A 26,889-nucleotide genomic window follows, 5' to 3' on the forward strand; every position below is an offset into this window, starting at 1 on the left:
GCCTGTCGAAAAGCTCAAGGCATAAAAAAAGGTGCGTCCTGAAGGTCGCACCTTTTTTGTTGGCGCTGGGGTATCAGGTCCCGAGGACTTTCGAGGCCGCCCAGAACAGACCGGCGGACAGGGCCACGGTCGCCGGCAGGGTCAGGACCCACGCCAGGAGGATGGTCTTCACCGTACCGCCTTGCAGGCCGCTCTTGTTGGCGACCATGGTCCCGGCCACGCCGGAGGAGAGTACGTGGGTGGTGGAGACCGGCAGGCTGAAGATGTTCGCCAGGCCGATCAGGCCCGCCGCGGTGATCTGTGCCGACATGCCCTGGGCGTAGGTCATGCCTTGCTTGCCGATCTTCTCGCCAATGGTCAGCACTACACGCTTCCAGCCGATCATGGTGCCCAGGCCTAGTGCCAGGGCGACAGCCAGGATCACCCAGAACGGCGCGTACTCGGTGGTGGCGGTCAGGTCCTTGCGCAGCTTGTCCAGGTCAGCCTTTTCACGGGCCGACAGGTTCGGCAGTTTGCCCACTTTCTTCGCCGTGTCGTCCAGGCACAGCAGGTAGCGGCGCACTTCGATGCGGCTTTCCGGCGACAGCGAGTGGTAGTCGGCGACCCCCTTGAGGCTGCTCAGCAGGGCGCTGATGGTGGGCTCGGTCTGTTGCGGGTTGCAGCGGAACTTGCCCGGCAGGTCGTCTTTCACGCTCTTGCCCAAAGCCAGGAATTCGCCCAGTGAGTCGTGGTTGCGCTCATAGAACTGACTCAGGTGCAGGGTCGCGTCGCGGGTACGCTCGATCTGGTAGGTGGTGCTGTTGAGGTCCAGCACGAACTGCGCGGGCACGATGCCGATCAGCACCAGCATGATCAGGCCAATGCCCTTCTGACCATCGTTGGAGCCGTGGACGAAGCTCACGGCCATGGCCGAGATCACCAGTACCAGTCGGTTCCAGAACGGTGGGTGCTTCTTGTCATCGACTTTGCGGCGTTGTTCCGGGGTCTTGTGCATCTTCGAGATCGGACGCCACCATTTCAGGCCGATCAGTACCAGCGCAGCAATAAGGAAGCCGGCCATCGGCGAGAACACCAGGGAGGCCCCGATATCGATCGCTTTCTGCCAGTTCACGCCGTCCCCCAGGGGAATGTCGTTGAGCAGGGCGTTGGCCAGGCCGACACCGAGGATCGAGCCGATCAGGGTGTGGGAGCTGGAGGCCGGGATGCCGAAGTACCAGGTGCCCAGGTTCCAGGCGATGGCCGCGGCCAGCAACGAGAAGACCATGGCCAGACCGTGACCGGTGTTGACATTGATCAGCAGCTCGACCGGCAGCAGGTGAACAATGGCATAGGCTACGCCGACGCCGCCCAGCAGCACACCGAGGAAATTGAAGACACCGGAAAAGAACACGGCCAGGTGTGGCGGCATGGCTTTGGTGTAGATGACAGTGGCAACCGCGTTTGCGGTGTCATGAAAGCCGTTGATGAACTCGTAGGCGAGGACAAAAGCCAGGGCGAGCAAGAGGCTCACAAGCACCCAAGCATCCAGTCCGCTGAATAAATCGATCATGAAGGTTTTCTGACCCGGTCATAAGGGGGCGCGATTATGCCAGAAAACCCTGCTAATCAATGCACAAGGTGCTCACCGGTAACATTCTTCAACGAAAAAACTGACCGGGAGCAGAGTTTTCGCCGATTCCCGCCCAGCGCGGCAAGTCATTGAGTTTATTGGCCCAAAGCACGACGCCGGGGCTTCTAGCCCGGGGATGAAAGGGTTCAAACGCTTGTATGAAATTTCAACGAAAGGGCCTGCCGGGTACCGTTTCTCGCTGTGGGTGGGGCGAGGCGGTGAAGGGCCCGGGGTAGCGAGCATCAATGGTCTGCCTGGCCGCTGGGGTGATCGAGCGGACAAGAGAGCAAGCCCTGAAAAACTCAGGCCGTCAGCATTATGGCTGTTCGGCCTTGAGCTCTTTTTCCATCTTTTGCAGTTCTTGGGTGAACGCCTGATCGCGAATACTTGCGCGTTTGCGCCAAGGTTTGCGTTCAGGTTCCGGTTGGGCGGCATAACGGGTGATCTCGCCGCCGTAAACTTCCTTGTAACGTTGTTCCTGGCGCTCAAGTTCCGCGCGCAGTTCGTCTTTCGTCACAGTGTTACCTAATTGAGTAAGGGTCCATTCCGGTGCAACGCATTGCCTGGGGGGCGACTATCAAGAAAGCGGACTGTTTGCCTGCTCAGGCCTTGGGTCCTGTTCTTTCCAGCCAGCCTTTTGTTGCATGCGGCCACGTCACCGGATGAAAACGACTGTCGTAGCAACAGTGTTGTTTGTTGCAAGCGGATTGGCCGAATCTGGTTTGGGGTCAAGCGCTTGCGGCAGGTGACCGATTGCAGCCTGAATCACCTGAGCGAGGTACGAGCGGGACTGATTCCGCGCTACTCACTCCGGCAGTATAGCTTCGGCGAAGAATAACTCTATGGTTAGAAAGTTTAAAACAGCCAACTTTATTGTGAGCGTTTTGTGACACGAAAGTTCTAATGAATTCCTACACGGCGCTTCCCGTCTTCGCACTCCGCTGGCTGAATTCTATATGGGGCGAGTCCGCTCTTGATACAAGTGGCAGGCCTGAAGATAGCCACTGAGTCCGCCTCCTGCTGGCGATTATTACTATGAGTTTTTGCAATAAAAGAGTGGGTGGGTGGTCGGCAACGGCCAGCATCGTTGATTGCGATTATCGGTCGACGGTTCGATAATCGCCCAATCTTGCAGGGGCCGGCTTGTGCTGCCTCTCCAATACGGCTTGTAATACGGAAGAATTTCATCGCAGAGACCCTGAAATGAACGATCAGATGCGTAATTCCTTTACCTCAGTGGCGCCGCCCATCGTGGCTTCGGCGGCGAAGAGGATTCAGGCGTTGACCGGTGACCCGGATTTCATGACGTCTCTGGCCCGAGGCCTGGCGGTGGTGCAGGCGTTTCAGGAGCGCAAGCGCCACCTGACCATTGCCCAGATCAGCCACCGCACGGAGATTCCTCGGGCGGCAGTGCGCCGCTGCCTGCATACCCTGATCAAGCTGGGATACGCCACCACCGATGGGCGTACCTATTCGCTGCTGCCCAAGGTGCTGACCCTGGGTCATGCCTACCTGTCGTCGACGCCCCTGGCGGTTTCCGCGCAGCCTTATCTGGACCGCATGAGCGAGCAACTCCACGAAGCCTGCAACATGGCCACCCTTGAAGGTGACGACATCCTGTATATCGCCCGTTCGGCCACTACCCAGCGGTTGATTTCCGTCGATCTTTCGGTGGGCGGCCGGCTACCGGCCTATTGCACCTCCATGGGGCGGATTCTGTTGGCCGCGCTGGATGATTCTTCGCTGCATGAATATCTGGAACATGCCGATCTACAGGCCAAGACCAGTCGCACCCTGCACACCCCGGAGGCGTTGCTGGAGTGCCTGCAGCAAGTGCGTCAGCAGGGCTGGTGCATCGTCGATCAGGAACTGGAGCAAGGGCTGCGTTCGATTGCCGTGCCGGTCTACGATGCTTCGGGCCAGGTACTGGCGGCGTTGAACGTCAGCACCCACGCGGGCCGGGTCAGCCGCGCCGAATTGGAACAGCGTTTTCTACCCGGCCTGCTGAGCGCCAGCCGTGATCTGAGCGCCCAGCTGTTTGCTTAAGCTGTTCGATAAACGCACAGATCCGCCTTTGACGAATTGACGCTCTTTCCCCTGGCTCATTAATGTCGCGGCAGCGTCATCGGCGGCCAGCCGGCATTGCCAGGCTGCCGCCGCCGACCCGTCCAATAATAATGAAGAGGCCAACTCATGAGCATGCTCTCCCTGCGTCGTTGCCGTGACCGTTCCTGCCGTCCCGCTCGAATCGCCTGATTTTCGCCACCCTTTCTACGTGACCTGATCAGCCCTTGGCGGCCTGTGCTCGCCTGCGTTTTAGTGTGGAAATAAAAACAATGAATCAACCCCAATCCGCTGTAGGGAACTGCCTCGATGTGCAGTCCTTCATCAATTCCCAGCCGCTGTCCCGTTACCAGTGGCGAGTAGTAATCCTGTGTTTCCTGATTGTCTTTCTCGATGGCCTGGACACTGCGGCCATGGGCTTCATCGCCCCGGCGCTGTCCCAGGACTGGGGTATCGACCGTGCCAGCCTCGGCCCGGTGATGAGTGCAGCGCTGATCGGCATGGTCTTCGGTGCCCTGGGTTCCGGGCCCCTGGCTGACCGTTTTGGCCGCAAGGTGGTGCTGGTAGGGGCGGTGCTGCTGTTTGGCGCCTTCAGCCTGGCTTCGGCCTACAGCACCAACGTCGACCAGTTGCTGGTGCTGCGCTTTCTTACCGGCCTGGGCCTGGGGGCGGGGATGCCCAATGCCACCACGCTGCTCTCGGAGTACACCCCCGAGCGCCACAAGTCGCTGCTGGTGACCAGCATGTTCTGCGGGTTCAACCTGGGCATGGCGGGCGGTGGTTTCATTTCCGCCAAGCTGATCCCGGCCTTTGGTTGGCACAGCCTGCTGCTGATCGGCGGTGTCCTGCCGCTGATCCTGGCCCTGGTGCTGGTGGTCTGGCTGCCGGAGTCGGCGCGTTATCTGGTGGTGCGCAATCGCGGCACCGACAAGGTGCGCAAGACCCTGGCTCCCATCGCTCCGGCCATCGTCGGCGAGGCCGGCAGTTTCAGCGTGCCGGAACAGAAGACGGTGAAGGCGCGCAACGTTTTTGCTGTGATCTTCTCCGGCACTTACAGCGTCGGCACTCTGCTGCTGTGGCTCACCTATTTCATGGGCCTGGTGATTGTCTACCTGCTGACCAGCTGGCTGCCGACCCTGATGCGCGACAGTGGCGCCAGTATGGAGCAGGCGGCCTTTATCGGCGCCTTGTTCCAGTTCGGTGGGGTGCTCAGCGCGGTCGCCGTGGGATGGGCCATGGACCGTTTCAATCCGCACAAAGTGATTGGCTGCTTCTACCTGTTGGCCGGGGTCTTCGCCTATGCCGTGGGACAAAGCCTGGGCAACATCACCGTGCTCGCCACCCTGGTGCTGATCGCCGGCATGTGCGTCAACGGTGCGCAATCGGCGATGCCTTCCCTGGCGGCGCGTTTCTATCCGACCCAGGGACGGGCCACCGGGGTGTCCTGGATGCTCGGCATCGGTCGATTCGGCGCCATTCTCGGTGCCTGGATGGGCGCCACCCTGTTGGGCCTGGGCTGGAACTTCGAACAGGTGCTGACCGCGCTGGTGATCCCGGCGGCGCTGGCCACCACAGCGGTAGTGATCAAGGGCATGGTCAGCCATGCGGACGCCACCTGACAGGCAATAAAGGCCAGGATTGAGTGCGGGGCCGAGGATCGATAGCCCTGCAACAATCCGTTCGATAATCGAACGCTCAGTCGATTATCGGATTGTTTGGGGTAGTGCTCCGGCTTAATCTTCAGTCACTGCGGCGCGCCCAGAGCGCCTTTTTCTCCAGTCGCTGAATAACAATCGGGAGACCCCATCCATGGCTGAAATCCTTTCGCTGCACGACGCGGTGAAGCAATTCGTCAACGACGGTGACACCGTCGCACTCGAAGGCTTCACCCACCTGATCCCTACGGCCGCAGGTCATGAAATCATCCGCCAGGGCAAGAAAGACCTGACCCTGGTGCGGATGACGCCTGACCTGATCTACGACCAGTTGATCGGTGCCGGTTGCGCTCGCAAGCTGATTTTCTCCTGGGGCGGCAACCCGGGTGTTGGCTCCCTGCATCGTCTGCGGGACGCCGTGGAAAAGCAGTGGCCACAGCCCCTGGAAATTGAAGAGCACAGCCACGCCGACCTGGCCAACGCCTATGTGGCCGGAGCCTCCGGACTGCCATTCGCGGTACTGCGCGCCTATGCCGGCTCCGATCTGCCCAAGGTCAACCCATTGATCAAGACCGTGACCTGTCCCTTCACCGGTGAAGTGCTGGCGGCGGTGCCTTCGGTGCGTCCCGACGTTACGGTGATTCACGCGCAGAAAGCCGATCGCAAGGGCAACGTCCTGCTGTGGGGCATCCTTGGGGTGCAGAAAGAGGCCGCCCTGGCCGCCAAGCGCTGCATTGTCACCGTCGAGGAAATCGTCGACGACCTGAATGCGCCGATGAACGCCTGTGTACTGCCGACCTGGGCCCTGAGCGCGGTCTGCCACGTGCCCGGCGGTGCCCATCCGTCCTATGCGCACGGCTACTCCGAGCGTGACAACCGCTTCTACCAGGCCTGGGACCCGATCGCCCGCGACCGTGAGACCTTCACCGCGTGGATCAACGAATACATCCACGGCAGTGCCGACTTCAGCGAATTCCAGGCCAAGCTGGCCGCAGCTTCGGAGGCCCAGTAATGACCTACTCCACCAATGAAATGATGACCGTGGCCGCGGCCCGTCGCCTGCAGAACGGCTCGGTGTGCTTCGTCGGCATCGGCCTGCCATCCAAGGCCGCCAACCTGGCGCGCCTGACCTCGTCGCCGGACGTGGTGCTGATCTACGAGTCCGGCCCCATCGGTGCCAAGCCCAGCGTATTGCCGCTGTCCATCGGTGACGGCGAACTGGCGGAAACCGCCGATACCGTGGTGCCCACCGGCGAAATCTTCCGCTACTGGCTGCAGGGTGGGCGCATCGACGTGGGTTTCCTCGGCGCCGCCCAGGTCGACCGCTTCGGCAATATCAACACCACCGTGGTCGGTGATTACCACCGGCCCAAGGTGCGCCTGCCGGGTGCCGGCGGTGCCCCGGAGATCGCCGGTTCGGCGAAAAGCGTGCTGATCATCCTCAAGCAATCCTCGCGCTCCTTCGTCGACAAGCTGGACTTCATCACCTCCGTCGGCCATGGCGAAGGCGGCGACTCGCGCAAGCGCCTGGGCCTGCCCGGGGCTGGTCCGGTGGGGATCATCACCGACCTGTGCATCATGGAGCCGGAAGCCGGTACCCACGAATTCGTCGTCACCTCCCTGCACCCGGGCGTGACCCGCGAGCAGGTCGTGGCCGCCACCGGCTGGGCGATCCGTTTTGCCGAGCAGGTGGCCGAGACGGCCGCGCCTACCGAAGTCGAACTGACCGCCCTGCGTGACCTGGAAGCACGCACGGCCGCGGCCCATGGCCAAGCCCCCGGAGAAGCCTGATGCGCGATGTATTCATCTGTGATGCCATTCGTACCCCCATCGGCCGCTTTGGCGGCGGCCTGTCGGCGGTGCGCGCCGATGACCTGGCGGCGGTACCGATCAAGGCGCTGATGGAGCGCAACCCGACGGTGGACTGGAATGCCGTGGACGAGGTGTTCCTCGGCTGCGCCAACCAGGCCGGTGAAGACAACCGCAACGTGGCGCGCATGGCACTACTGTTGGCGGGCCTGCCGGACAGCGTGCCGGGCGTCACCCTCAACCGCCTCTGCGCCTCGGGCATGGATGCCATCGGCACCGCCTTCCGCGCCATTGCCAGTGGCGAGATGGAACTGGCCATCGCCGGCGGCGTCGAGTCCATGTCCCGTGCGCCCTTTGTCATGGGCAAGGCCGATGCCGCCTTCTCGCGCAACATGAAGCTGGAAGACACCACCATCGGCTGGCGCTTCATCAACCCGCTGATGAAAGCCCAGTATGGTGTGGATGCCATGCCCCAGACCGCCGACAACGTGGCGGACGACTATAAAGTGTCCCGCGCCGACCAGGACGCCTTCGCCCTGCGCAGCCAACAGCGCACCGCCGCGGCCCAGGCCGAGGGTTTCTTCGCCGAGGAAATCGTCCCGGTACGCATTGCCCACAAGAAGGGCGAGAGCGTGGTGGAGCAGGACGAACATCCACGGGCCGACACTACCCTGGAAGCCCTGGGCAAACTCAAGCCGGTCAACGGCCCGGACAAGACCGTCACCGCCGGCAATGCGTCCGGGGTCAACGACGGCGCTGCCGCACTGATCCTGGCTTCGGCCGAGGCGGTCAAGAAACACGGCCTGACTCCACGTGCGCGAGTGCTGGGCATGGCCAGTGCCGGTGTGGCGCCGCGGGTCATGGGCATTGGCCCGGTGCCGGCGGTGCGCAAATTGATCGAGCGCTTGGGTGTGGCCGTCAGCGACTTCGATGTGATCGAACTCAACGAAGCCTTCGCCAGCCAGGGCTTGGCGGTCCTGCGGGAACTGGGGCTGGCGGACGATGCGCCGCAGGTCAATCCCAATGGCGGCGCCATTGCCTTGGGTCACCCGTTGGGCATGAGCGGCGCACGCCTGGTACTGACGGCCTTGCACCAGTTGGAAAAGAGCGGCGGCAAGAAAGGCCTGGCCACCATGTGCGTGGGTGTCGGCCAAGGGCTGGCACTGGCCATCGAGCGGGTTTGAATGCCTGCCCTATATAAGAAGAGAACGAGGAACCACCATGAGTGACAAGCCCGGTTACCGGCGCCCGCAAGCGGGTACTCAGCCTGATTATCTGCACCCGGCCTACCAGTCGACCAACACCCGTTCGCCGTCCAAGCCGCTGGTGTTCCTGCCGCATTCGCTTTCGGAAATCACCGGCCCGAGCATCGGTGCCGAGTCGATCCAGGAGCGGGACAACGACCTGACGGCCCAGCACGAAGGCCAGCCTCAGGGCGAGCGCATCATCATCCACGGTCGGGTTCTGGACGAGAACGGCCTGCCGGTGCCGGGCATCCTGGTGGAGGTCTGGCAGGCCAACGCCGCCGGTCGCTACAACCACGACCGCGACTTGCACGACGCGCCCCTGGACCCGAACTTCACCGGCACCGGGCGTACCGTGACCGACGCCGACGGCTGGTACCAGTTCCAGACCATCAAGCCCGGCGCCTACCCCTGGGGCAACCACCACAATGCCTGGCGTCCGGCGCATATCCATTTCTCGCTGTTCGGCCCGAGCATTCTTACCCGCCTGGTGACCCAGATGTATTTCCCCGGCGACCCGCTGCTGGAATATGACCCGATCTACAACTGCGTGCCGGACACCCGTGCCAAGGAACGCCTGATCGCCAGCTTCGACCTGGAGAAAACCATTCCTTCCTACGCCCTCGGTTACCGTTGGGACATCGTCCTGCGCGGCCGCGATGCCACGCCGATGGAGAAATAACATGAGCCTGACCGCGACCACGTCCCACACCGTCGGCCCCTACTATCACATCGGCCTGACCTGGCTGAACCGCGAAGACCTGACCGAGGAAGGCACCCTGGGCGAGCGGGTGGCAATCACCGGCCAGGTGGTGGACGGCAACGGCAACTTCGTCAACGACGCCATGCTGGAAGTCTGGCAAGCCAACGCTGCCGGCAAGTACCGCCACTGCGAGGATGAGCAGGACAAACCCCTGGACCCGAACTTCCAGGGGTTTGGCCGAGTCCCGGTGGACGCTGAAGGGCGCTTTCGTTTCACCACCATCAAGCCGGGCACGGTGCCAGGTCTCAAGGGCGCGACCCAGGCCCCGCACCTGGTGGTGCTGGTGTTCGCCCGTGGCCTGGTCAAGCACCTGCTGACCCGGATCTATTTCGAGGGTGAACCGGCCAACGCCGCCGACCCCTTGTTGGCCTGCGTACCCGAGGAGCGTCGCACCACCTTGCTGGCCAAGGCCGATGCCGAGGGCCGCTACCAGTGGAACGTGATCCTCCAGGGCACCGACGCCGAAACCGTGTTCTTCGACTACTGACCTGGGGCACCGCTGCCTGCATGGCAGCGGTGACAGGGAACGGGAATGTTGCCAAGTGTGTCTAGACTCACACTGTCCCCCACGAGTGAAAAACCATGACTACAACGACAAGTCACTACACCGCAGAGGAGCGCAGCAAAAGGATCTTTGCCATTGTCGGTGCCTCCTCCGGCAACCTGGTGGAATGGTTCGACTTCTACGTCTATGCCTTTTGCGCCATCTACTTCGCTCCGGCCTTCTTCCCCTCTGACGACCCCACCGTGCAACTGCTCAACACCGCTGGGGTATTCGCCGCAGGGTTCCTGATGCGCCCCATCGGCGGCTGGCTGTTCGGCCGGGTCGCCGATCGTCATGGGCGCAAGAACTCGATGATGATCTCGGTGCTGATGATGTGCGCCGGCTCCCTGGTCATCGCTTTCCTGCCGACCTATGCCAGCATCGGTGCCTGGGCGCCGTTCCTGCTGTTGGTGGCGCGCCTGTTCCAGGGCTTGTCGGTGGGCGGCGAGTACGGCACCACCGCCACCTACATGAGCGAAGTGGCGCTCAAGGGCCAGCGTGGTTTCTTCGCTTCCTTCCAGTACGTGACCCTGATCGGCGGACAACTGCTGGCGGTGTCGGTGGTGGTGATCCTCCAGCAGTTCCTCGATGAGGCCGAGCTCAAGGCCTGGGGCTGGCGCATTCCCTTCGTGATCGGCGCCATTGCGGCGGTGATCTCCTTGCTGCTGCGTCGCTCGCTGAAAGAAACCACCAGCAAGGAAATGCGCGAGAACAAGGATGCCGGCAGCATCGCCGCGTTGTTCAAGAATCACTCGGCGGCCTTTATCACGGTGCTGGGCTACACCGCCGGCGGCTCGCTGATTTTCTACACCTTCACCACCTACATGCAGAAGTACCTGGTGAACACTGCGGGCATGCACGCCAAGACGGCCAGCTACATCATGACCGGCGCGCTGTTCCTTTATATGTGCATGCAGCCGCTGTTCGGCATGCTCGCTGACAGGATCGGCCGGCGTAACTCGATGCTCTGGTTCGGCGCCCTGGGCACCCTGTTCACGGTGCCGATCCTGATGACCCTGAAGACCGTCACCAGTCCGTTCCTGGCCTTCGTGCTGATCACCCTGGCCCTGTCCATCGTCAGTTTCTACACCTCCATCAGCGGCCTGGTGAAGGCCGAGATGTTTCCGCCCCAAGTGCGGGCGCTGGGGGTGGGCTTGGCTTATGCGGTGGCCAATGCGATCTTCGGTGGCTCGGCGGAATGGGTAGCCCTGAACTTCAAGAACATGGGCATGGAAAACACCTTCTACTGGTACGTCACGGCGATGATGGCGATTGCTTTCCTGTTCAGCCTGCGTCTGCCGAAACAGGCGGCGTACCTGCACCACGACCTTTGACCCATGCACCTGCGCCCGCCCAGGACGCAGGTGCAGCAAGGACTGTTTATGACCCTACCTGCGAGCAATCAGCTGTTCGATGCCTACTTTACTGCCCGGGAAATGCGCGGAGTGTTCTGCGACCAGGGGCGGGTCCAGGCCATGCTCGACTTCGAGGCCGCCCTGGCCCGGGCCGAGGCGCGGACCGGGTTGATTCCCAGCGCAGCGGTTGCCCCCATCGAGGCAGCCTGCCGCGCCCAACTCTATGACTTCCAGGCCCTGGGCGAAGCGATCGCCACGGCCGGCAATTCGGCGATTCCACTGGTCAAGGCCCTGGGCAAGCAGATCGCCCGGAGCGATGCCGAGGCCGAGCGCTATGTGCACCTGGGCGCCACCAGCCAGGACGTGATGGACAGCGGGCTGGTGCTGCAATTGCGGCGCGCCGTGCACTTGCTGGAGCAGGACCTGAACCGTCTGGGCGGCATACTCGCGGCCCAGGCCAAGCGCTATGCGGACACGCCTCTGGCCGGCCGAACCTGGCTGCAACATGCTACGCCGGTGACCCTGGGCATGAAGATTGCCGGTTGGCTGGGGGCCGTGACCCGCAGCCGCGAACGGCTGCAGCAACTCAAGCCGCGCCTGCTGGTGCTGCAGTTCGGTGGTGCTTCCGGAACCCTGGCGGCCCTGGGCGAACAGGCCCTGCCGATTGCCCAGGCCCTGGCGCAAGAGCTGCAGTTGAGCCTGCCGGAACAGCCCTGGCACACCCAGCGCGACCGTCTGGTGGAGTTCGCCTCGGTGCTGGGCCTGCTGGCCGGTAGCCTGGGCAAGCTGGGGCGGGACATCAGCCTGTTGATGCAGACCGAAGCGGCGGAAGTCTTCGAGCCTTCGGCGCCGGGCAAGGGCGGTTCGTCCACCATGCCCCACAAGCGCAATCCGGTGGGCGCGGCGGTACTGATCAGCGCCGCGACCCGGGTTCCGGGGCTCTTGGCCACGATGTTCGCCGCCATGCCCCAGGAGCACGAGCGCAGCCTCGGCTTGTGGCACGCCGAATGGGAAACCCTGCCGGAGATTTGCTGCCTGGTGTCGGGGGCCCTGCAACAAGCCTTGCTGGTAGCCGAGGGCCTGGAGGTCGACAGCGCACGCATGGCGCGCAACCTTGACCTGACCCAGGGCCTGGTCCTGGCGGAAGCGGTGAGCATTGAACTGGCCCAGCGCCTGGGGCGGGAGACTGCCCATCACCTGTTGGAACAATGCTGCAAGCGTGCGGTGGCCGAACGACGCCATCTGCGCGAGGTATTGGCGGACGATGCCCAGGTCAGCGCCGAGCTTTCGGCGCCAGAGCTGGATCGTCTGATGGACCCGGCGCAGTACCTCGGTCAGGCCCAGGCCTGGGTCGAGCGCGCCGCGGCTGAACATTTTGCCTTGAAGGCCTGAAGGAGACTGCTGTGGGATTCGTGAAACTCGCCGAGGGCGATCTGCACTATCAACTCGAAGGGCCAGAAGGCGCGCCGGTACTGGTGCTGTCCAACTCCCTGGGCACCGATCTGCACATGTGGGACAAGCAGATCGCGGCGTTCACCCGGCACTTTCGGGTGTTGCGCATGGACACTCGCGGCCATGGCCTTTCGCTGGTGACCGAGGGGCCCTACAGCATCCAGCAACTGGGCCAGGATGTGCTGGCGCTGCTGGACGCCCTGGATATCCAGCGTGCGCATTTCTGCGGTCTGTCCATGGGTGGCCTGATCGGCCAGTGGCTGGGGATCAATGCCGGCGAGCGCCTGCACAAGCTGGTGGTATGCAACACCGCCGCCAGGATTGGTGACCCGTCCATCTGGAACCCACGGATCGAGACGGTTCTGCGTGACGGTCAGGCGGCCATGGTGGCGCTGCGCGATGCCTCCATTGCCCGCTGGTTCACCGAAGATTTTGCCGCCGCTCGTCCTGACCAGGCCAAGCTGATTACCGACATGCTCGCTGCCACTTCGCCCCAAGGCTATGCCGCCAACTGCGCAGCGGTGCGGGATGCGGATTTCCGTGAGCAACTGGCAGCGATCAAGGTGCCGACCCTGGTGATCGCCGGCAGCGAAGACGCGGTGACGCCGCCTTCCGGCGGGCACTTTATCCAGCAGCACGTGGCCGGCGCCGAGTACGCCGAGTTTTATGCCGCGCACCTGTCCAACGTCCAGGCCGGTGACGCGTTCAGCGACCGTGTCGTGGAATTCCTGCTGGCCTGACCCCGGATTCAAGGAGCCCTTTGTGGACGAGAAACAACGTTATGACGAAGGCATGCAGGTACGCCGCGCCGTACTGGGCGATGCCCATGTGGACCGCAGCCTGAATGCCCTGAACGAGTTCAACTCGGAATTCCAGGAAATGATCACCCGCCATGCCTGGGGTGATATCTGGACCCGTCCGGGCCTGCCGCGGCACACCCGCAGCCTGATCACCATCGCCATGCTGATCGGCATGAACCGCAACGAAGAACTCAAGCTGCACTTGCGGGCCGCGGCCAACAACGGCGTGAGCCGCGCCGAGATCAAGGAAGTGATCATGCAGAGCGCGATCTACTGCGGCATCCCGGCGGCCAATGCCACCTTCCACCTGGCCGAATCGGTGTGGGACGAACTGGGCATCGAATCCCGCAGTTGAGGCGCCGGAGCTGCACCGCATGGTTTCAGACGGTGGCCAGAATGAACACCCGCTTGAACGGGAACAGCGTCCGGCCATCGCCTTCGGGCGGATAGTAGCGATGTACCCGTGCCAGGTAATGGTTGAGGAAGCATTGTCGTTGCCGGTCGTCCAGGCTCAGGAGTACGGGGCGCAAGGCCGAGACCTTGACCCAGTCGAAGATCGGCGACTGGCCTTCCACGACCTGCAGGTGTTCGGTTTCCCAGATGTCCAGTTCCCGAGTCAGGGGCGCCAGCAAACGGTAGTAGCCATCCAGCGACAGTACCCGGCGCTCGGCCATGAACGCCCGCAGCTCCGGGGTGCCCAGCGGCTTGCCGTCCGGTCCTGCCTGCTCCAGGCTTTCGAGTATCAACTGATACCACAGGGCATCGCGCCAATTGGGCATATGCGCCGCCAGGCAGCCGCCGGGGGTGAGCTGGTTCAACAGGCGCGGCAGCAGGTGTTCGTGGTCACTCATGAAGTGCAGCACTGCGGCAGCGAACAACAGGTCTGCAGGCTGTTTGGCTTTCCATTGCAGCAGATCGCACCTGCGCCACAGCGCCTTGATCGGCAGGCAGCTGGCTTCGGCAAGCATTTCCGAGGAACTGTCCACGCCTGTCAGCTCCGCGTAGGGCCAGCGCTGCGCCAGCAGTTGAGTGGCGATACCTGTTCCGCAACCCAGGTCGTAGATGTGATGGGGGTGCTGCAGGGCGACATGATCCAGTAGTTCGACCGCAGGTCGTTCTCGCAGGCGCACGAACTGCTGATAGGCCTGGGGATCCCATTGGGTACTGAGGTTCCTGGCCGTGGTCGGCTGAGGCTTGGTACTCATGTAAACATCCTTTTTAAAGTTGTCGTCCAATGACATTCAGAGTTCTGAGGAGCAGGGCTGCGCCACGTCGTGTGTCCTCTTCACGCAGCAGCGAGAGCAGCCCGTACAGGCTGGGAGCGGTACCGTGCGCTGAGGTTTCGGCCTTGGCCATGCGCAGTGCATTGCCCAGTATCCAGCTGGCAGCGGTGGCTTCTTCGAACTGTTGCGCAAGTTTTTCGATCATTGCCTGATCGAGCATGTCGATCAGGTCGCAAAGCAGTGACAACAGGTCGACCAGGTTGTCCAGGCGAGCGCTGTCCAGCAGCGGCTGGAGCTTTTTCATCAGGGCTTCCAGGCCTGGCGTGCCGGCAAGTTCAGGCTTGGTCGCCCTTGGACCAGGCATGCTTGGATCAAAGCTATCCATGGCGTTGTCTCCTCCCTGTGCAGGGTCATAGCATTCCGCGGGCTACGGCCCAGTACAGGCCGCGATTGAATCCAGTGCGCAGCAGGCCACCCAACTTGCTCGACGGGGTGGGCAGAACGTCGTGGGCGTAGTCGTACCAAAGGGGCATGCCGGCATTGAGGCCCATTTGCGCGACCGCCTGGACCCTGCCGTCATAAACCGCCTCGGGAGAGCCCAGGCGGATTTCTCCGGCAATGTTGTTGGCAATCACCGGGGCCTGGTTGTGGCAGGCGCCGCCGGCCTTGCTGATCGGCAGGTCGACGGTATCGCCAATTACATAGACCCGCTCCAGGCCATAGACTTGCAGGGTTTCGTGATGGGTCGGCAGCCAGCCCTCGTGGTCCTGTGCCTGAGACGCGCCGGATTCGAGCACGGCGTCTACGGCCCGAATCGGTGGGGTGGCCATGAGAATGTCGAAAGGCTGTTCAGCGCCTTCCTCCGAGTAGGCGATACGCCGATCCGGGTCGACCCTGGCCAGGGTGAAGCCGCGCTGGAAGCGGATGTTCCTCTGTTCGAAGAGATCCGGCAGCACCTCGCCGACCGGGCGTTGCAGGAACAGGCAATTGCGCAGTAGCTGGGCCGTGCTGGGGTAGGTGTAGATGATCTCGACCCGATCCCGTACTCCACGCCGCCGCAGGAAGTCATCGAGCATCAGGGTCGTTTCTACCGGCGCGATGCCGCATTGATGAGGAACATTGGGTGTTTGCGGAAACGACACGGTGATGAACACCCGACCCTTTTCGATCCGGCTCAGGCGCTGTGCCAGTTGCCGGGCAGGCTGGTATTGGTAGAAGTGGTCGCCGGCTTCCTTGAGCCCCTCGATCCGTTCCGGTGCCGGCACGCAGCCGGTGGCGACCACCAGGAAATCGTAGCCAAGGCGCTTGCCGCTGCGAGTGTGCAGGCTCTGGCCGGCAAAATCGAAGCGGGTGACGGGGTCGACCTCGAAGGTTATTTCGGGGCGTAGCAGGGAGCGTTCGGGCCGCTTGAGTTCTTCGTGGAAGAACAGGTTGAACGCCACATACATGAAGGCGGGCTTGTAGAAATGATCCGGCGATTCGGACAGCAGGGTGATTTTGACCTCGTTCCTGAGTATCTCCGGGTAGAGCTTGCTGACCAGTTGATTGGCCAGGATGGTACCGCCTACACCACCTCCGACAATGACGATGTGCTTGCTCACAACGCAGACCCTCCAGGGCTACGTCAGCTTCACGTATGACATCCGATGGATAACGGAACTGAATCGATAGATTTCGTTCATGGAAGCGAGCGTTGCCCGCCGAGAGTAAATACCCCTTCACTTTATCTGTGTATCGGAGTGCTTTTTACTAAGCCCGACCAGCGGACCTTTTCTCGGACGCCGCGGTTCAATGCCGGCAACTGCGGGGGGCCGGCCCATTGGTTCGGCCGGCCCCTTGGTAGAAGGGGCTTACAGCAGGCTGATGGGATAGCTGACAATCAGGCGGTTCTCGTCGAACTCGTTGTTGCTGAAGTCCCGACGCATGGTGGAGTTGCGCCATTTCAGGTTGAGGTTCTTCAAGGTGCCGCTCTGTACGGTGTAGGCCAACTCACTTTCTCTACCCCATTCCTTGCCGTCGCTGACCGTGGCGGTGTGCACGTTGCTGCCGCTGATATAGCGGTTCATCAGGGTCAGGCCGGGAACACCCAGCGCGGCGAAGTTGTAGTCATGGCGCACTTGCCAGGACTTTTCCTTGGCGTTGTCGTAGCTGGCGTTGTAGCTGTCGTTGGCCAGGGTGCCGCCGCTGGTGCCGTTGACCCGCATCCAGGCACTGTCGCCGGTGAGTTTCTGCAGGCCGACGTAGAAGGTGTTGCCGCCGTACTTGGCCGAGAACAGGCCGGACCAGGTGCGGTTTTCCATGTCGCCGGCCCGGGCGCTGCCGTCTTCCTTGCCGTAGAAGAAGCCCAGGTTGGCCCCCAGGGTCCAGTCACCCAGGGGTTGGGTATGGGTCAGGTTGACGAACTGCTGACTGTAGATGTCCTTGAGCTCGGCATTCCACAGGCCGATCTGGGTGCGCTTGTCGTTGAAGGCGTATTCCGCCCCTTGGAAGTTGAAGCGATCCGAGGTGAAGGCCGCTTTGCCGAACATCGTCATGTCGCTCATGCTGCTGTCATCGCGGGGGCTGTTGCCGCGGAACTGGCCGCCGTAGAGCGTCAGGCCGGCGATTTCCTTCGAGGTGATCTGGCCGCCGCGGAAGGTTTGCGGCAGCGAGCGACCGTCATCCGAACGCAGGATCGGCAGCACCGGCATCCATTCGCCAACCTTGACCTCGGTCTGCGACAGCCGGGCCTTGAAGGCCACTCCCAGGCGCCCGAAGTTGTTCGCCGGGCGCCCGTCGTGGTCCAGAGGCAGCAGCTGGGTGCCGCCGGTGCCCCTGCCGCCGTCGAGCTTCAGCGAGTACAGGCCCAATACGTCCATGCCGAAACCGACAGTGCCCTGGGTAAACCCGGACTTGGCGTCGAGGATTAAGCTCTGGGTCCACTCTTCAGCTTTGCCCTGGGCCTTGGTCGGGTTGGTGAAGTTGCGGTTGATGTAGAAGTTGCGCAGGTTCAGGTTGGCCTGGGCGTCTTCGAGAAAGCCCGACTCTTCGGCCATGACCGGCAGGGCGGTGCTGGTCAGCGCCAGGGCCAGAAGGCTGGGCAGCAGGTGTTGCGGCGGGGTGATTGGCTTCATTCGTCGGTCTCTCTAATTGTTAGGGGTGCAACGATCCACTGCCGCAAAAAGCCCATGCGGACAGCTTTCAAGGTTTGGGAGGTGGTGCTTGCAGGATCAGCCGGAGCGGGCAGGACGTGAGGGCATAGCATCGAACCTGTTGTTATTGGTGTGTTCGGGTGCCGGGAATGGTGCGTCGCGGATCAGGGCCGATCAATTGGCGAACGCGGGTTCTGGGCGATTAACGAACACTTATCAAGTCGGGTGTGGCGGGGCGTCCAAGGGACATATCCCTGATTAATCCTGAGGTTGTCCACGCCGATCGATCAATGTTGGAAGTTACGCTGTTTCCATGACGTTGCGGGCAGCATCGGATTTTTCAATACAAGGGCTTATTGCTTTGGTTGTAAGTCATTGTCCTTGAGTGTTGCTCTTGTATAAAAGATATATGGGTAATCGCCAGTAATACTTGATATTCGGTGTTATCGATTATCGTAAAAAGGTTTAAGTGAAAGGTTTGTGCTCGCTGGAAAAGCAGGGTTGCCTTGCTATATTGAAGTTCCTCAGGGCGGATAGGGATAAGTTTTAAGTTTCGTCAGGAGAAGGATTGTTATTGTGATTTGAATATATAAGGAGAAATACCATGGGTACTAAAGTCAATCAGGAACGCTTGGCATCGGTAGTAGGTCGCGCACTTCTGGATAAGGAGTTCGCGGCGCAGTTGCATCAGGATCCTGAAGCGGCAGCCAAAGGCATCGGTGTGCACCTGAGTGCTACCGAAGTGGGCGCAGTGAAAAGTATCGATACGGCAAAACTGACCAGCGCCGGTTCGGCGATTCGCGACAAGATTGGCGTTGCAGCAATCTTTGACACTCAACAGCAACAGGCACGCATGGACTGAGCGAGGCGTGTGCAGTCCGGTGTGTCGCACTCAAGCTTTCATGAATGCGGCACACCGGAACCGGGATTCAAGGTCATAGTGGAGTGCCTGTCCGTGTCCATCACCTTGGTGTCGATGCAGGAAGCCGACTTCAGTCGTTTCGCCCAGCGAGCCCTGGATGAGTATGCCGCCGGCATGGTGGCTGCCGGTGAGTGGCTACCGGAGCAGGCATCGTTCCAGGCTGCAGAGGTGTTCCGCCAGTTGCTTCCGCAGGGTCGTCTGAGCACGCACAACCACTTGTGGCGGGCGCTTTATGCGGGGCGGGCGGTGGGCGAGTTGTGGATCGCCGAGCGCCAGGTGGGCCCTCGACGGATTGCCTTCATCCTCGATCTCTATATCGAACCGATCGAACGTCGCCGGGGTTACGCCAGGCAGACGCTGCTGGCCGGTGAGTCGGCGGCGCGTGAGTGGGGGTGTGACGAGATGCGTTTGCATGTCTTCGGCCACAACCAAGGGGCGCGTCGTCTTTATGAACTGCTGGGCTATGAAGTCGCCAGCCTGACGATGAACAAGCCCTTGCCGTGACCTTAAGGGAAGGTTGAACCATGGACAGTGCTAACAGTAAGCAAGCAGAACTTTCCATCGATGAACTATTTCAGGGCACTACTTTTCTCCCGGACAGTGAGCCGGAGCGATTTCTGCAGTTACAGGAACAAGTTGCAAAAAATCGATATACGATGTTTGTCGCGTTATATGCCGAGCTGTCAAAGTTGTTTTCCGCTGATTCTGCATTGAGTCCGTTTTTTAAACAGGCGCTGGATATTATTCTGTCTGCGCCAAGTGCCCGCTCCAAACTTGTCGCGCATCCAGTGTTTCAGATCTGGAGTATTCTGACGTTTCGCGATGTCAACTATCTGTTGACTGGAAAGACGCAGGATGAGGGTGAAGTTAAAGCCAGGCTCCTGGAGTTTGCGCCAGTACTGCAACGGATCGAAGCTTCGCAGGATGCACAGGTCGATGAGCAATACCCACCGGTTTATCGATTCGATGTCGACCCGTTGATCACCCAGGTCACGCCGCCCAGTTATGACTATCCGCCAGATGAACTGACCCAGCGTCAGCTGGAGAAGGCGGGTTATTCCAAAGCCTTTTTCAAGGACGTCATGCAGCTTGCCCTGCAGCGGATCAAGCACACCTGGCCGGCCTGTCATGAACAGTGGCAGGTGCTGGTCAAGGCCGTGTGCTATTTACCCGACGGCAGTTTTCGCAGTTGCTCGGCGTCCCGTTATACCGGGGTGATCCTGCTGTCGAGCCGGGACAACTCGATACTCGACATGGAAGAGTCGCTGGTGCATGAAGCGACCCACCAGTTGCTGTACAACATCGTCGAAGTCGCCGCGGTGGTTGAGCCCCACGCCTCCAAGGAGGCCCTGTACACCTTGCCCTGGTCGGGGCAGCAGCGTGACTTGTATGGCTACTTCCATGCCTTTTACGTCTACATCGCCCTGGTCAAGTACCTGGAGCGGGTCCAGGCCCGTCCGGCGGAGGAAATGCGCCGGGCCGAGCAGCGCATGCTGTTTATCCTGCGGGGGTTGAGCAAGGCGCTGGCGGATTTCGAAACCGCGCCGGGTTTCACCGCGCAAGGGCGAGAACTGCTGGGCAACCTGATGCAAGAGGTGCATCGGCTGGAGCGGCGTCATGCCGGATTGCTGAGTCGGGGCGCGGGGGCCAGCACCGTTGCGGCGTCCCTGCACATGACGGCCTGAGCCGGGGAGGCGGACATGCAAAACTTCGATTCTTCGCGTTTCCCGGAAGCCGGGGTAGGGCTGGAATACCATTTGCCGCAGGCTGCCGGGGCTGAACCAGGCGGGCTCGATCCCACCATCGAGCGGATCCTGGGTGAAGGGCTGCCGTACTTCGATTACCTGGAATTCCAGCCCACCCACTGCATTCTGCAGCCGCGGCTGAACGAGCTGGGCGGACGGGTGCCGGTGCTGCTGCACTCCTCCAGCCTATCCCTGGGCAGCGTCGGCATCGAGATGGACCGGGAGTTTTTGCACATGACTCGCCGTCTGTGCGACCGGACCTCATCCCCCTGGCTGGCGGAGCATATTTCCTGGTCACGGTTTCAGGGGGGCGATACCCAGCATTTCATTTTGCCGAGCCTGGCCCGTGAAGTGGCCGATACGGTGGTGGCCAACGCCATCGAGCTACAGGCCTTCACCCGGACCCCCCTGGTGCTTGAGAACGCCCCTCGGCTGTTTTCCATGGACATTGGCCAGGAACTTTCCGAAGGCGGGTTCATTTGCAGTGTGGTCGAGCGCAGTGACAGTGGCTTTCTCCTGGACCTGGACAGTGCCATCAGCACCGCCAGGGCCCTGGGCTACGACTTGCGCGATTACCTGCGGTCGTTGCCGCTGCAGCGTTTGATCGAGGTGCATATCGGCGATCCGCGGCGCGACTGGGACATCCTGCGCCAACTCTTGCAGTGTGCGCCGCTCAAGGCCGTCACCATCGAGTGGGACATTGCCGATCGAGCCGAGGACCCGCAGTTGTCGGCGCTGATCAAGGAGATCAAGGCCCTGCGGCCCGAGCCTCTGTTCTGGCAGGCCGCGTCTGTATCCAGTGCGCCGGCTCCGGCAGCCGCTGCGGTGGATGGCCGGACCTTGTTCCAACTGCGGCCGGGGACCTGGCTCGGTTTTGCCCATCAGTCCTTTTCCCTGCGCGATCGCCGGCGCGACCTGGACCTGGAGTTGTCGACGGAGTTTCTGCCATTGGTGCGGCACTTTCTCTGCCCACGGTCCCTGGACAGCGCACTCTTGCTACCCGGCGCGTTGCAGGACGAGAGCCTGGCGGTGCTCCAGGAACTGATTGATTTGGGGCTGTTGCAGCCCGGGCAGTCCCAGGGCCTCGCCGAGCCCGAGGAGGCCGGCGATATCTGGGCCCACTGGCAGGACGCCCTGGATTTCTACCTGGGGACTCGCACCCAAACCGCTACGCCCTACATCAGCGTGGCGCAGATGGAAGAGCAACTGGTGGGCAAGGCTTTGCAGCAGCGTCAGCCGTCGGCCTTCAAGGACTACTTTTCACACCCGTTCCTTGCCCTGGACAATCCTCTGCTGGCACCTGCACAGGTGCTTGGCCAGCGGAACCTGCTGGATGCCCTGAACGATCGCGAGACTTGCCGGACCTTCGACGGTTCGCCCTTGAGCGCCCGGCAGTTGTCCCAGCTGCTGTATTACACCTGGGGTGCCAGCCAGATGCGTCGCAACCCCATGGGCGACTTCTTCCTGAAGAAAACCTCGGCTTCCGGCGGCTCCCTGCATGCCATCGAGGTCTATCCGATCCTGCTCAATGTGCAGGGCTTCGAGGCGGGCTTGTATCACTATTCGGTGCGCCGGCACGGGCTCGAACTGCTGTCGCGAGAGGACCCGAGGGCGTGGATTGGCGCGGCTTGTGGTGAGCAGGACTGGATCAGCAAGGCCGCCGTGGTGTTTCTGTCCACCGCGCGGCTCGAGCGCCTGGCCTGGAAGTACCCGGGCAGCCGGGCCTTGCGCGTGGCGTTGATGGACTGTGGCCACCTGAGCCAGAGCTTCGCCCTGGTGGCCACGGCACTGGGGCTCAAGAGCTGCACCACGGCGGCCTTGCGCGACGAGACCTTCGAAAACCGACTGGGCCTGAATTACCTGCGCGAGCCAGTGTTCCTGCTCAATGGTGCCGGCGGTTGAGGGGAGGGCGCGGCGAGGCATAAAAAAACCCACCGTCAGGTGGGTTTTTCATACAGACAGGCTGTGCTTCAGAACAGGTGCAGCGCCGGGGCCTTTTCAGCCAGTGGCTCGTTCTTCGCGGTCTGTTCGCTCCAGCCGCCGCCGAGGGCCTTGTACAGGTTGACCTCGCTGGTCAACTGCGACAGGCGATCGGTGATCAAGGCCTGCTGGGCACTGAACAGCGAGCGCTGGGCGTCGAGGAAGGTCAGGTTGCTGTCGACCCCGATGCGATAGCGACGCTCGGCCAGGCGGTAGTAGTCCTGGTTGGCGTTGACGAAGTCACGCTGGGCCTGCAACTGCTGGTTGTAGGTCTGGCGTGCGGCCAAGCCATCGGAGACTTCCTGGAAGGCCGTCTGGATGGACTTCTCGTACTGCGCGACGGTGATGTCTTTCTGGATCTTCGAGTAGTCCAGGCTGGCTCGCAGGCTGCCGGCGTTGAAGATCGGCAGATTGATCTGCGGCTGGAACAGCCAGGTCCCCGAACCGCCCTTGAACAGGCCGGACAGATCCGGGCTCAAGGTGCCGGCGTTGGCCGTCAGGCTGATGCTCGGGAAGAACGCCGCCCGCGCCGCGCCGATATTGGCGTTGGCCGCTTTCAGCTTGTACTCGGCTTCGAGGATGTCCGGACGCCGTTGCAGCAGCTCCGACGGCAAGCCCGCCGGCAGATCGCTCAGCAGGTCGGCCGCCAGCGGCTGGGCCTTCGGCAGATTGGCCGGAATCGCCGCACCCAGCAGCAGGGTCAGGCTGTTTTCGTCCTGGGCCACCTGGCGGGTGTAACGGGCCAGTTGCACCCGGGCGTTTTCCACCGAGGTCCGCGACTGGCTCAGGTCCAGGGCCGACGCCACGCCCACTTCGTTGCTGCGCGAGGTCAGCCGGTAGCTTTCCTCGTAGGCACCGAGGGTGTCCTGGGTCAGTTTCAGCAGCTCCTTGTCGGCCTGCCAGGTCATGTAGGCATTGGCCACGCTGGCCACCAGGCTGATCTGCGTGCTGCGCCGGGCCTCTTCGCTGGAGAAGTAGGTCTGCAGGGCTTGCTCGCTCAGGCTGCGAACCCGGCCGAACAGGTCCAGCTCGTAGGCGCTGACGCCCACGGTGGCCGAGTACTGGCTGGTGATCCCGGCTTCGCCGGTCTGCGACATGCGTGCCGGAGTACGCTGGCGGCTGCCGCTGGCGTTGGCCGACACCGCAGGGAATAGGTCAGCCCGCTGGATCTGGTACTGCGCAGCGTAGGCGTCGATGTTCAGCGCCGCGACCCTGAGGTCGCGGTTGTTTTCCAGAGCGGTCTGGATCAGCTGCTGCAGCGCCGGGTCATGGAAGAACTGCCGCCAGCCCTGTTCGGCGGCCGCCACGTTGGCGGCCTCCTTGGGCGAGTAGGCAGGGCCTTGGGGGAATTGCGCCGCCACCGGCGCTTGCGGTCGCTGATAATCCGGTATCAGCGAGCAACCACTTAGCGCAATGGCGGTGATTGCCAGGGAGAGTAGCGACTTGCTCATTGGCCAGCCTCATTAGGAGTTGCAGTAGTTTCTGATTGGTCCGCTTTCCTGCGGCCCATGGACGACACGGTGACGAAGAACAATGGCACCCAGAAGATCGCCAGGATCGTCGCGGTGAGCATACCGCCGATGACCCCGGTACCGATCGCATGCTGGCTGCCCGAGCCGGCGCCGGTGGAGATGGCCAGTGGCACAACCCCGAGGACGAAGGCCAGGGAGGTCATGATGATCGGCCGCAGACGCATGCGGCAGGCTTCCACCGCGGCGTCCACCAGGGAGCGGCCCTGCTCGTGCAGTTCCTTGGCGAACTCGACGATCAGAATGGCGTTTTTCGCCGCCAGGCCGATGGTCACCAACAGTCCCACCTGGAAGTACACGTCGTTGGACAGACCCCGCAGGCTGGTGGCCATCAGTGCACCGATGATCCCCAGAGGTACCACCAGCATGACCGCGATCGGAATCGACCAGCTTTCATACAGGGCGGCCAGACACAGGAACACCATCAGCAGGGACAAGGCATACAGCGCAGGTGCCTGGGAGCCCGACAGACGTTCCTCGTAGGACAGGCCGGTCCAGGAAATGCCCACGCCCGGCGGCAGCTTGGCGGCAATGGCTTCGACTTCGGCCATGGCCTCACCGGTACTGTAGCCAGGGGCTGGAGCACCGAGGACTTCCATGGCTTCCACGCCGTTGTAACGGGCCAGTTTCGGCGAACCGTAGATCCACTCGCCCTTGGCGAAGGAGGAGAACGGCACCATGGTCCCGGCACTGTTGCGTACGTACCACTTCTTCAGGTCTTCAGGGCTCATGCGAGCACCGGCCTGACCCTGGATGTAGACCTTCTTCACTCGACCGCGGTCGATGAAGTCGTTGACGTAGCTACTGCCCAGGGCAATCGACAGGGTGTTGTTGATATCGGTGAGGGTCACGCCCAGGGCACTGGCGCGCTCGTCATCGATGGTCAACTGATACTGCGGTTCATCGTTCAGGCCGTTCGGACGCACCTGGGACAGCACTTTGCTCTGGGCGGCCATGCCGAGGAACTGGTTGCGTGCAGCCATGAGTTTCTCGTGGCCGATACCGGCGCGGTCCTGGAGGAACACGTCGAAACCGGTGGCGTTACCCAACTCCAGTACGGCCGGAGGGGCGAAGGCGAACACCATCGCGTCACGGAAGCTGAAGAAGTGCTGCTGGGCGCGGTTTGCCAGGTTGAACACGCTGTTTTCCGCGGAACGCTCGCCCCAGGGCTTGAGCATGATGAAGGCCATGCCCGAGCTCTGGCCGCGACCGGCAAAGTTGAAGCCGTTTACGGTGAACACCGAGGCAACGGTGTCCTTTTCCTTGTCCAGCAGGTAGGCGCGCATTTCATCGACTACCACCTGGGTCCGTTCGGCACTGGAACCGGCAGGGGTCTGCACTTGGGCGAACAGAACGCCCTGGTCTTCTTCCGGCAGGAACGCGGTCGGGATGCGGGTGAACAGCCAGATCATGCCCAGGACGATCAATACGTAGGCCAGCAGGTACGGGACCTTGTGGCGCAGCATGTTGCCGACGCCGCGCTCGTAGCTTTTCACGCTGCGATCGAAGGTACGGTTGAACCAGCCGAAGAAGCCCCGCTTCTCGTGATTCTGCCCCGCAACCACGGGCTTGAGCATGGTGGCGCACAGGGCCGGGGTGAAGATCAGGGCCACCAGCACCGACAGGGCCATGGCCGAAACCACGGTGATCGAGAACTGCTTGTAGATCACGCCCGTGGAGCCGCTGAAGAAGGCCATCGGCAGCAGTACCGCGGACAGCACCAGGGCGATACCCACCAGGGCTCCCTGGATCTGGCCCATGGATTTCTTCGTTGCTTCCTTGGGTGACAGGCCTTCCTCGTGCATCACCCGTTCGACGTTTTCCACCACGACGATGGCGTCGTCCACCAGCAAGCCGATGGCCAGCACCATGCCGAACATGGTCAGGGTATTGATGCTGAAACCGGCCGCCGCGAGGATGCCGAAGGTCCCCAGCAACACCACCGGTACCGTCATGGTGGTGATCACCGTGGCGCGGAAGTTCTGCAGGAACAGGAACATCACCAGGAACACCAGGACGATCGCTTCCACTAGGGTTTCAACCACACCCTTGATGGATTCGGTCACCACTGGCGTGGTGTCGTACGGGAACACCACCTTCATGCCTTGCGGGAAGAAGGGTTCCAGGTCGCTGATGGTCTTGCGCAGCGCCTTGGCGGTGTCCAGGGCGTTGGCGCCGTTGGCCAGTTTCACCGCCAGACCGGAAGCCGGCTTGCCGTTGAACTGGGCGCTGATGGCGTAGTTCTCGCCGCCAAGCGCGACGTCGGCGACGTCACCCAGACGTACTTGCGAACCGTCCTTGTTGACCTTCAGCAGGATTGCCTTGAACTGCTCGGCAGTCTGCAGGCGGGTCTTGCCGATGATGGTGGCGTTCAACTGCTGGCCGGGCAGGGCGGGCAGGCCGCCGAGCTGGCCGGAGGAAACCTGAACGTTCTGCGCGGCAACCGCGGTCTTCACGTCCACCGGGGTCATGTTGAAGTTGTTCAGCTTGGCCGGGTCGAGCCAGATCCGCATGGCGTACTGGGCACCGAACACCTGGAAGTCACCCACACCCGCGGTCCGCGAGATCGGGTCCTGCATGTTCGACACGATGTAGTTCGACAGGTCGTCCTTGGACATGCTGCCGTCCTCGGAAACCACGCCGATCACCAGCAGGAAGTTCTTCACCGCCTTGGTCACGCGGATACCCTGTTGCTGCACTTCTTGAGGCAGCAGCGGGGTGGCCAGGTTGAGCTTGTTCTGCACCTGTACCTGCGCGGTGTCCGAGTTGGTGCCCTGCTCGAAGGTCGCGGTGATGGTCATGCTGCCGTCGGAGTTACTCTCCGAGGACACGTAACGCAGGTTGTCGATACCGTTGAGCTGCTGTTCGATCACCTGGACCACGGTGTCCTGCACGGTCTGTGCAGAAGCGCCTGGGTAGGTCACGGAGATCGCAATCGCCGGAGGGGCGATGCTCGGGTACTGGTTGATCGGCAATTTGAGGATCGATAGAGCCCCGACCAACATGATCACCAGGGCAATTACCCAGGCGAAAATCGGACGGTCGATAAAAAATTTCGACATGG

Annotated in this window: 23 protein-coding genes; 15 read left to right on the forward strand and 8 right to left on the reverse strand. The window is 62.0% G+C overall.

The window, feature by feature from the left end; all coding sequences use genetic code 11:
• Positions 1-73 precede the first annotated feature (73 nt).
• Positions 74-1,549, reverse strand: coding sequence for an inorganic phosphate transporter (locus ACSSVC_RS10500; protein ID WP_102861490.1), 1,476 nt, complete (start codon positions 1,547-1,549; stop codon positions 74-76).
• Positions 1,550-1,925: 376 nt separating this feature from the next.
• Positions 1,926-2,126: a hypothetical protein gene (locus ACSSVC_RS10505; protein ID WP_102861491.1), complete on the reverse strand. Its 201-nt coding sequence runs from the start codon at positions 2,124-2,126 to the stop codon at positions 1,926-1,928.
• A 686-nt stretch (positions 2,127-2,812) separates the two neighbouring features.
• On the opposite strand from ACSSVC_RS10505, the gene pcaR reads away from it, so the two are divergent.
• The 11 genes from pcaR to pcaC all read left to right on the forward strand — a co-directional run bounded on the left by pcaR (position 2,813) and on the right by pcaC (position 13,650).
• Positions 2,813-3,655 carry a pca regulon transcriptional regulator PcaR gene (gene pcaR / locus ACSSVC_RS10510; RefSeq protein ID WP_016962563.1) on the forward strand — a complete coding sequence of 281 codons (843 nt, stop codon included), beginning with the start codon at positions 2,813-2,815 and terminating at the stop codon, positions 3,653-3,655.
• A 290-nt stretch (positions 3,656-3,945) separates the two neighbouring features.
• On the forward strand, positions 3,946-5,292 hold the full coding sequence (pcaK, locus tag ACSSVC_RS10515; RefSeq protein WP_346635008.1) for a 4-hydroxybenzoate transporter PcaK: 1,347 nt from the start codon (positions 3,946-3,948) through the stop codon (positions 5,290-5,292).
• A 190-nt stretch (positions 5,293-5,482) separates the two neighbouring features.
• Complete coding sequence (locus ACSSVC_RS10520; RefSeq protein ID WP_102861493.1) at positions 5,483-6,340, forward strand: CoA transferase subunit A; 858 nt, start codon at positions 5,483-5,485, stop codon at positions 6,338-6,340.
• A complete protein-coding gene (locus ACSSVC_RS10525) occupies positions 6,340-7,119 on the forward strand; it encodes a CoA-transferase subunit beta (RefSeq protein WP_346635007.1) in 780 nt (259 codons plus the stop codon). The genes ACSSVC_RS10520 and ACSSVC_RS10525 overlap by 1 nt, the downstream gene beginning before the upstream one ends.
• Positions 7,116-8,321, forward strand: coding sequence for a 3-oxoadipyl-CoA thiolase (pcaF, locus tag ACSSVC_RS10530; RefSeq protein ID WP_492612557.1), 1,206 nt, complete (start codon positions 7,116-7,118; stop codon positions 8,319-8,321). Before ACSSVC_RS10525 ends, pcaF begins: the two co-directional genes overlap by 4 nt.
• A gap of 37 nt (positions 8,322-8,358) precedes the next feature.
• Complete coding sequence (gene pcaH / locus ACSSVC_RS10535; protein ID WP_492612258.1) at positions 8,359-9,063, forward strand: protocatechuate 3,4-dioxygenase subunit beta; 705 nt, start codon at positions 8,359-8,361, stop codon at positions 9,061-9,063.
• A gap of 1 nt (position 9,064) precedes the next feature.
• Entirely contained in the window at positions 9,065-9,631 is a 567-nt protein-coding gene (gene pcaG / locus ACSSVC_RS10540; RefSeq protein WP_492612259.1) for a protocatechuate 3,4-dioxygenase subunit alpha, read from the forward strand.
• Positions 9,632-9,726: 95 nt separating this feature from the next.
• Positions 9,727-11,022: an MFS family transporter gene (locus ACSSVC_RS10545; RefSeq protein ID WP_492612260.1), complete on the forward strand. Its 1,296-nt coding sequence runs from the start codon at positions 9,727-9,729 to the stop codon at positions 11,020-11,022.
• Between the two features lie 48 nt (positions 11,023-11,070).
• Positions 11,071-12,435, forward strand: a complete 1,365-nt coding sequence (locus ACSSVC_RS10550) for a 3-carboxy-cis,cis-muconate cycloisomerase (RefSeq protein WP_492612261.1) — start codon at positions 11,071-11,073, stop codon at positions 12,433-12,435.
• Positions 12,436-12,446: 11 nt separating this feature from the next.
• The gene (gene pcaD / locus ACSSVC_RS10555) at positions 12,447-13,235 is read left to right on the forward strand and encodes a 3-oxoadipate enol-lactonase (protein ID WP_492612262.1); all 789 of its coding nucleotides are present in this window, start codon (positions 12,447-12,449) and stop codon (positions 13,233-13,235) included.
• Between the two features lie 22 nt (positions 13,236-13,257).
• Positions 13,258-13,650 carry a 4-carboxymuconolactone decarboxylase gene (pcaC, locus tag ACSSVC_RS10560; protein ID WP_346635002.1) on the forward strand — a complete coding sequence of 131 codons (393 nt, stop codon included), beginning with the start codon at positions 13,258-13,260 and terminating at the stop codon, positions 13,648-13,650.
• 25 nt (positions 13,651-13,675) lie between these two features.
• Here the strand turns inward: pcaC and ACSSVC_RS10565 are convergent, their stop codons facing one another.
• The 4 genes from ACSSVC_RS10565 to ACSSVC_RS10580 all read right to left on the reverse strand — a co-directional run bounded on the left by ACSSVC_RS10565 (position 13,676) and on the right by ACSSVC_RS10580 (position 17,631).
• Positions 13,676-14,500, reverse strand: a complete 825-nt coding sequence (locus tag ACSSVC_RS10565; RefSeq protein WP_346635001.1) for a methyltransferase domain-containing protein — start codon at positions 14,498-14,500, stop codon at positions 13,676-13,678.
• A gap of 13 nt (positions 14,501-14,513) precedes the next feature.
• Complete coding sequence (locus ACSSVC_RS10570; RefSeq protein ID WP_346635000.1) at positions 14,514-14,903, reverse strand: helical membrane plugin domain-containing protein; 390 nt, start codon at positions 14,901-14,903, stop codon at positions 14,514-14,516.
• 25 nt (positions 14,904-14,928) lie between these two features.
• A complete protein-coding gene (locus tag ACSSVC_RS10575) occupies positions 14,929-16,119 on the reverse strand; it encodes an NAD(P)/FAD-dependent oxidoreductase (RefSeq protein ID WP_346634999.1) in 1,191 nt (396 codons plus the stop codon).
• A 249-nt stretch (positions 16,120-16,368) separates the two neighbouring features.
• The gene (locus ACSSVC_RS10580; protein ID WP_492612263.1) at positions 16,369-17,631 is read right to left on the reverse strand and encodes an OprD family porin; all 1,263 of its coding nucleotides are present in this window, start codon (positions 17,629-17,631) and stop codon (positions 16,369-16,371) included.
• Positions 17,632-18,253: 622 nt separating this feature from the next.
• Between ACSSVC_RS10580 and ACSSVC_RS10585 the strand changes: the two genes are divergently transcribed.
• The 4 genes from ACSSVC_RS10585 to ACSSVC_RS10600 all read left to right on the forward strand — a co-directional run bounded on the left by ACSSVC_RS10585 (position 18,254) and on the right by ACSSVC_RS10600 (position 22,218).
• Positions 18,254-18,511, forward strand: coding sequence for an Os1348 family RiPP precursor (locus tag ACSSVC_RS10585; RefSeq protein ID WP_346634997.1), 258 nt, complete (start codon positions 18,254-18,256; stop codon positions 18,509-18,511).
• A gap of 93 nt (positions 18,512-18,604) precedes the next feature.
• Positions 18,605-19,075: a GNAT family N-acetyltransferase gene (locus ACSSVC_RS10590; RefSeq protein WP_346634996.1), complete on the forward strand. Its 471-nt coding sequence runs from the start codon at positions 18,605-18,607 to the stop codon at positions 19,073-19,075.
• Between the two features lie 20 nt (positions 19,076-19,095).
• Positions 19,096-20,256 (forward strand): aKG-HExxH-type peptide beta-hydroxylase, encoded by a 1,161-nt coding sequence (locus ACSSVC_RS10595; protein WP_492612264.1) that lies wholly within the window; start codon positions 19,096-19,098, stop codon positions 20,254-20,256.
• Positions 20,257-20,271: 15 nt separating this feature from the next.
• Positions 20,272-22,218: a multinuclear nonheme iron-dependent oxidase gene (locus tag ACSSVC_RS10600; RefSeq protein WP_492612265.1), complete on the forward strand. Its 1,947-nt coding sequence runs from the start codon at positions 20,272-20,274 to the stop codon at positions 22,216-22,218.
• 68 nt (positions 22,219-22,286) lie between these two features.
• Here ACSSVC_RS10600 and adeC read toward each other — a convergent pair whose 3' ends face one another.
• Entirely contained in the window at positions 22,287-23,747 is a 1,461-nt protein-coding gene (gene adeC / locus ACSSVC_RS10605) for an AdeC/AdeK/OprM family multidrug efflux complex outer membrane factor (RefSeq protein ID WP_346634993.1), read from the reverse strand.
• Entirely contained in the window at positions 23,744-26,887 is a 3,144-nt protein-coding gene (locus ACSSVC_RS10610) for an efflux RND transporter permease subunit (protein ID WP_346634992.1), read from the reverse strand. The genes adeC and ACSSVC_RS10610 overlap by 4 nt, the downstream gene beginning before the upstream one ends.
• Positions 26,888-26,889: the final 2 nt, after the last annotated feature.

The organism is Pseudomonas sp. E1BtOHC1, assembly GCF_058744285.1.

Excerpts from the sequence above, each read along its gene's own strand:
- ACSSVC_RS10500 (WP_102861490.1), bottom strand. The coding sequence starts at position 1,549 with ATGATCGATTTATTCAGCGGACTGGATGCTTGGGTGCTTGTGAGCCTC.
- pcaR (WP_016962563.1), top strand. The coding sequence starts at position 2,813 with ATGAACGATCAGATGCGTAATTCCTTTACCTCAGTGGCGCCGCCCATC.
- pcaK (WP_346635008.1), top strand. The coding sequence starts at position 3,946 with ATGAATCAACCCCAATCCGCTGTAGGGAACTGCCTCGATGTGCAGTCC.
- ACSSVC_RS10520 (WP_102861493.1), top strand. The coding sequence starts at position 5,483 with ATGGCTGAAATCCTTTCGCTGCACGACGCGGTGAAGCAATTCGTCAAC.
- ACSSVC_RS10525 (WP_346635007.1), top strand. The coding sequence starts at position 6,340 with ATGACCTACTCCACCAATGAAATGATGACCGTGGCCGCGGCCCGTCGC.
- pcaH (WP_492612258.1), top strand. The coding sequence starts at position 8,359 with ATGAGTGACAAGCCCGGTTACCGGCGCCCGCAAGCGGGTACTCAGCCT.
- pcaG (WP_492612259.1), top strand. The coding sequence starts at position 9,065 with ATGAGCCTGACCGCGACCACGTCCCACACCGTCGGCCCCTACTATCAC.
- ACSSVC_RS10545 (WP_492612260.1), top strand. The coding sequence starts at position 9,727 with ATGACTACAACGACAAGTCACTACACCGCAGAGGAGCGCAGCAAAAGG.
- ACSSVC_RS10550 (WP_492612261.1), top strand. The coding sequence starts at position 11,071 with ATGACCCTACCTGCGAGCAATCAGCTGTTCGATGCCTACTTTACTGCC.
- ACSSVC_RS10565 (WP_346635001.1), bottom strand. The coding sequence starts at position 14,500 with ATGAGTACCAAGCCTCAGCCGACCACGGCCAGGAACCTCAGTACCCAA.
- ACSSVC_RS10570 (WP_346635000.1), bottom strand. The coding sequence starts at position 14,903 with ATGGATAGCTTTGATCCAAGCATGCCTGGTCCAAGGGCGACCAAGCCT.
- ACSSVC_RS10580 (WP_492612263.1), bottom strand. The coding sequence starts at position 17,631 with ATGAAGCCAATCACCCCGCCGCAACACCTGCTGCCCAGCCTTCTGGCC.
- ACSSVC_RS10585 (WP_346634997.1), top strand. The coding sequence starts at position 18,254 with ATGGGTACTAAAGTCAATCAGGAACGCTTGGCATCGGTAGTAGGTCGC.
- ACSSVC_RS10595 (WP_492612264.1), top strand. The coding sequence starts at position 19,096 with ATGGACAGTGCTAACAGTAAGCAAGCAGAACTTTCCATCGATGAACTA.
- ACSSVC_RS10600 (WP_492612265.1), top strand. The coding sequence starts at position 20,272 with ATGCAAAACTTCGATTCTTCGCGTTTCCCGGAAGCCGGGGTAGGGCTG.
- adeC (WP_346634993.1), bottom strand. The coding sequence starts at position 23,747 with ATGAGCAAGTCGCTACTCTCCCTGGCAATCACCGCCATTGCGCTAAGT.
- ACSSVC_RS10610 (WP_346634992.1), bottom strand. The coding sequence starts at position 26,887 with ATGTCGAAATTTTTTATCGACCGTCCGATTTTCGCCTGGGTAATTGCC.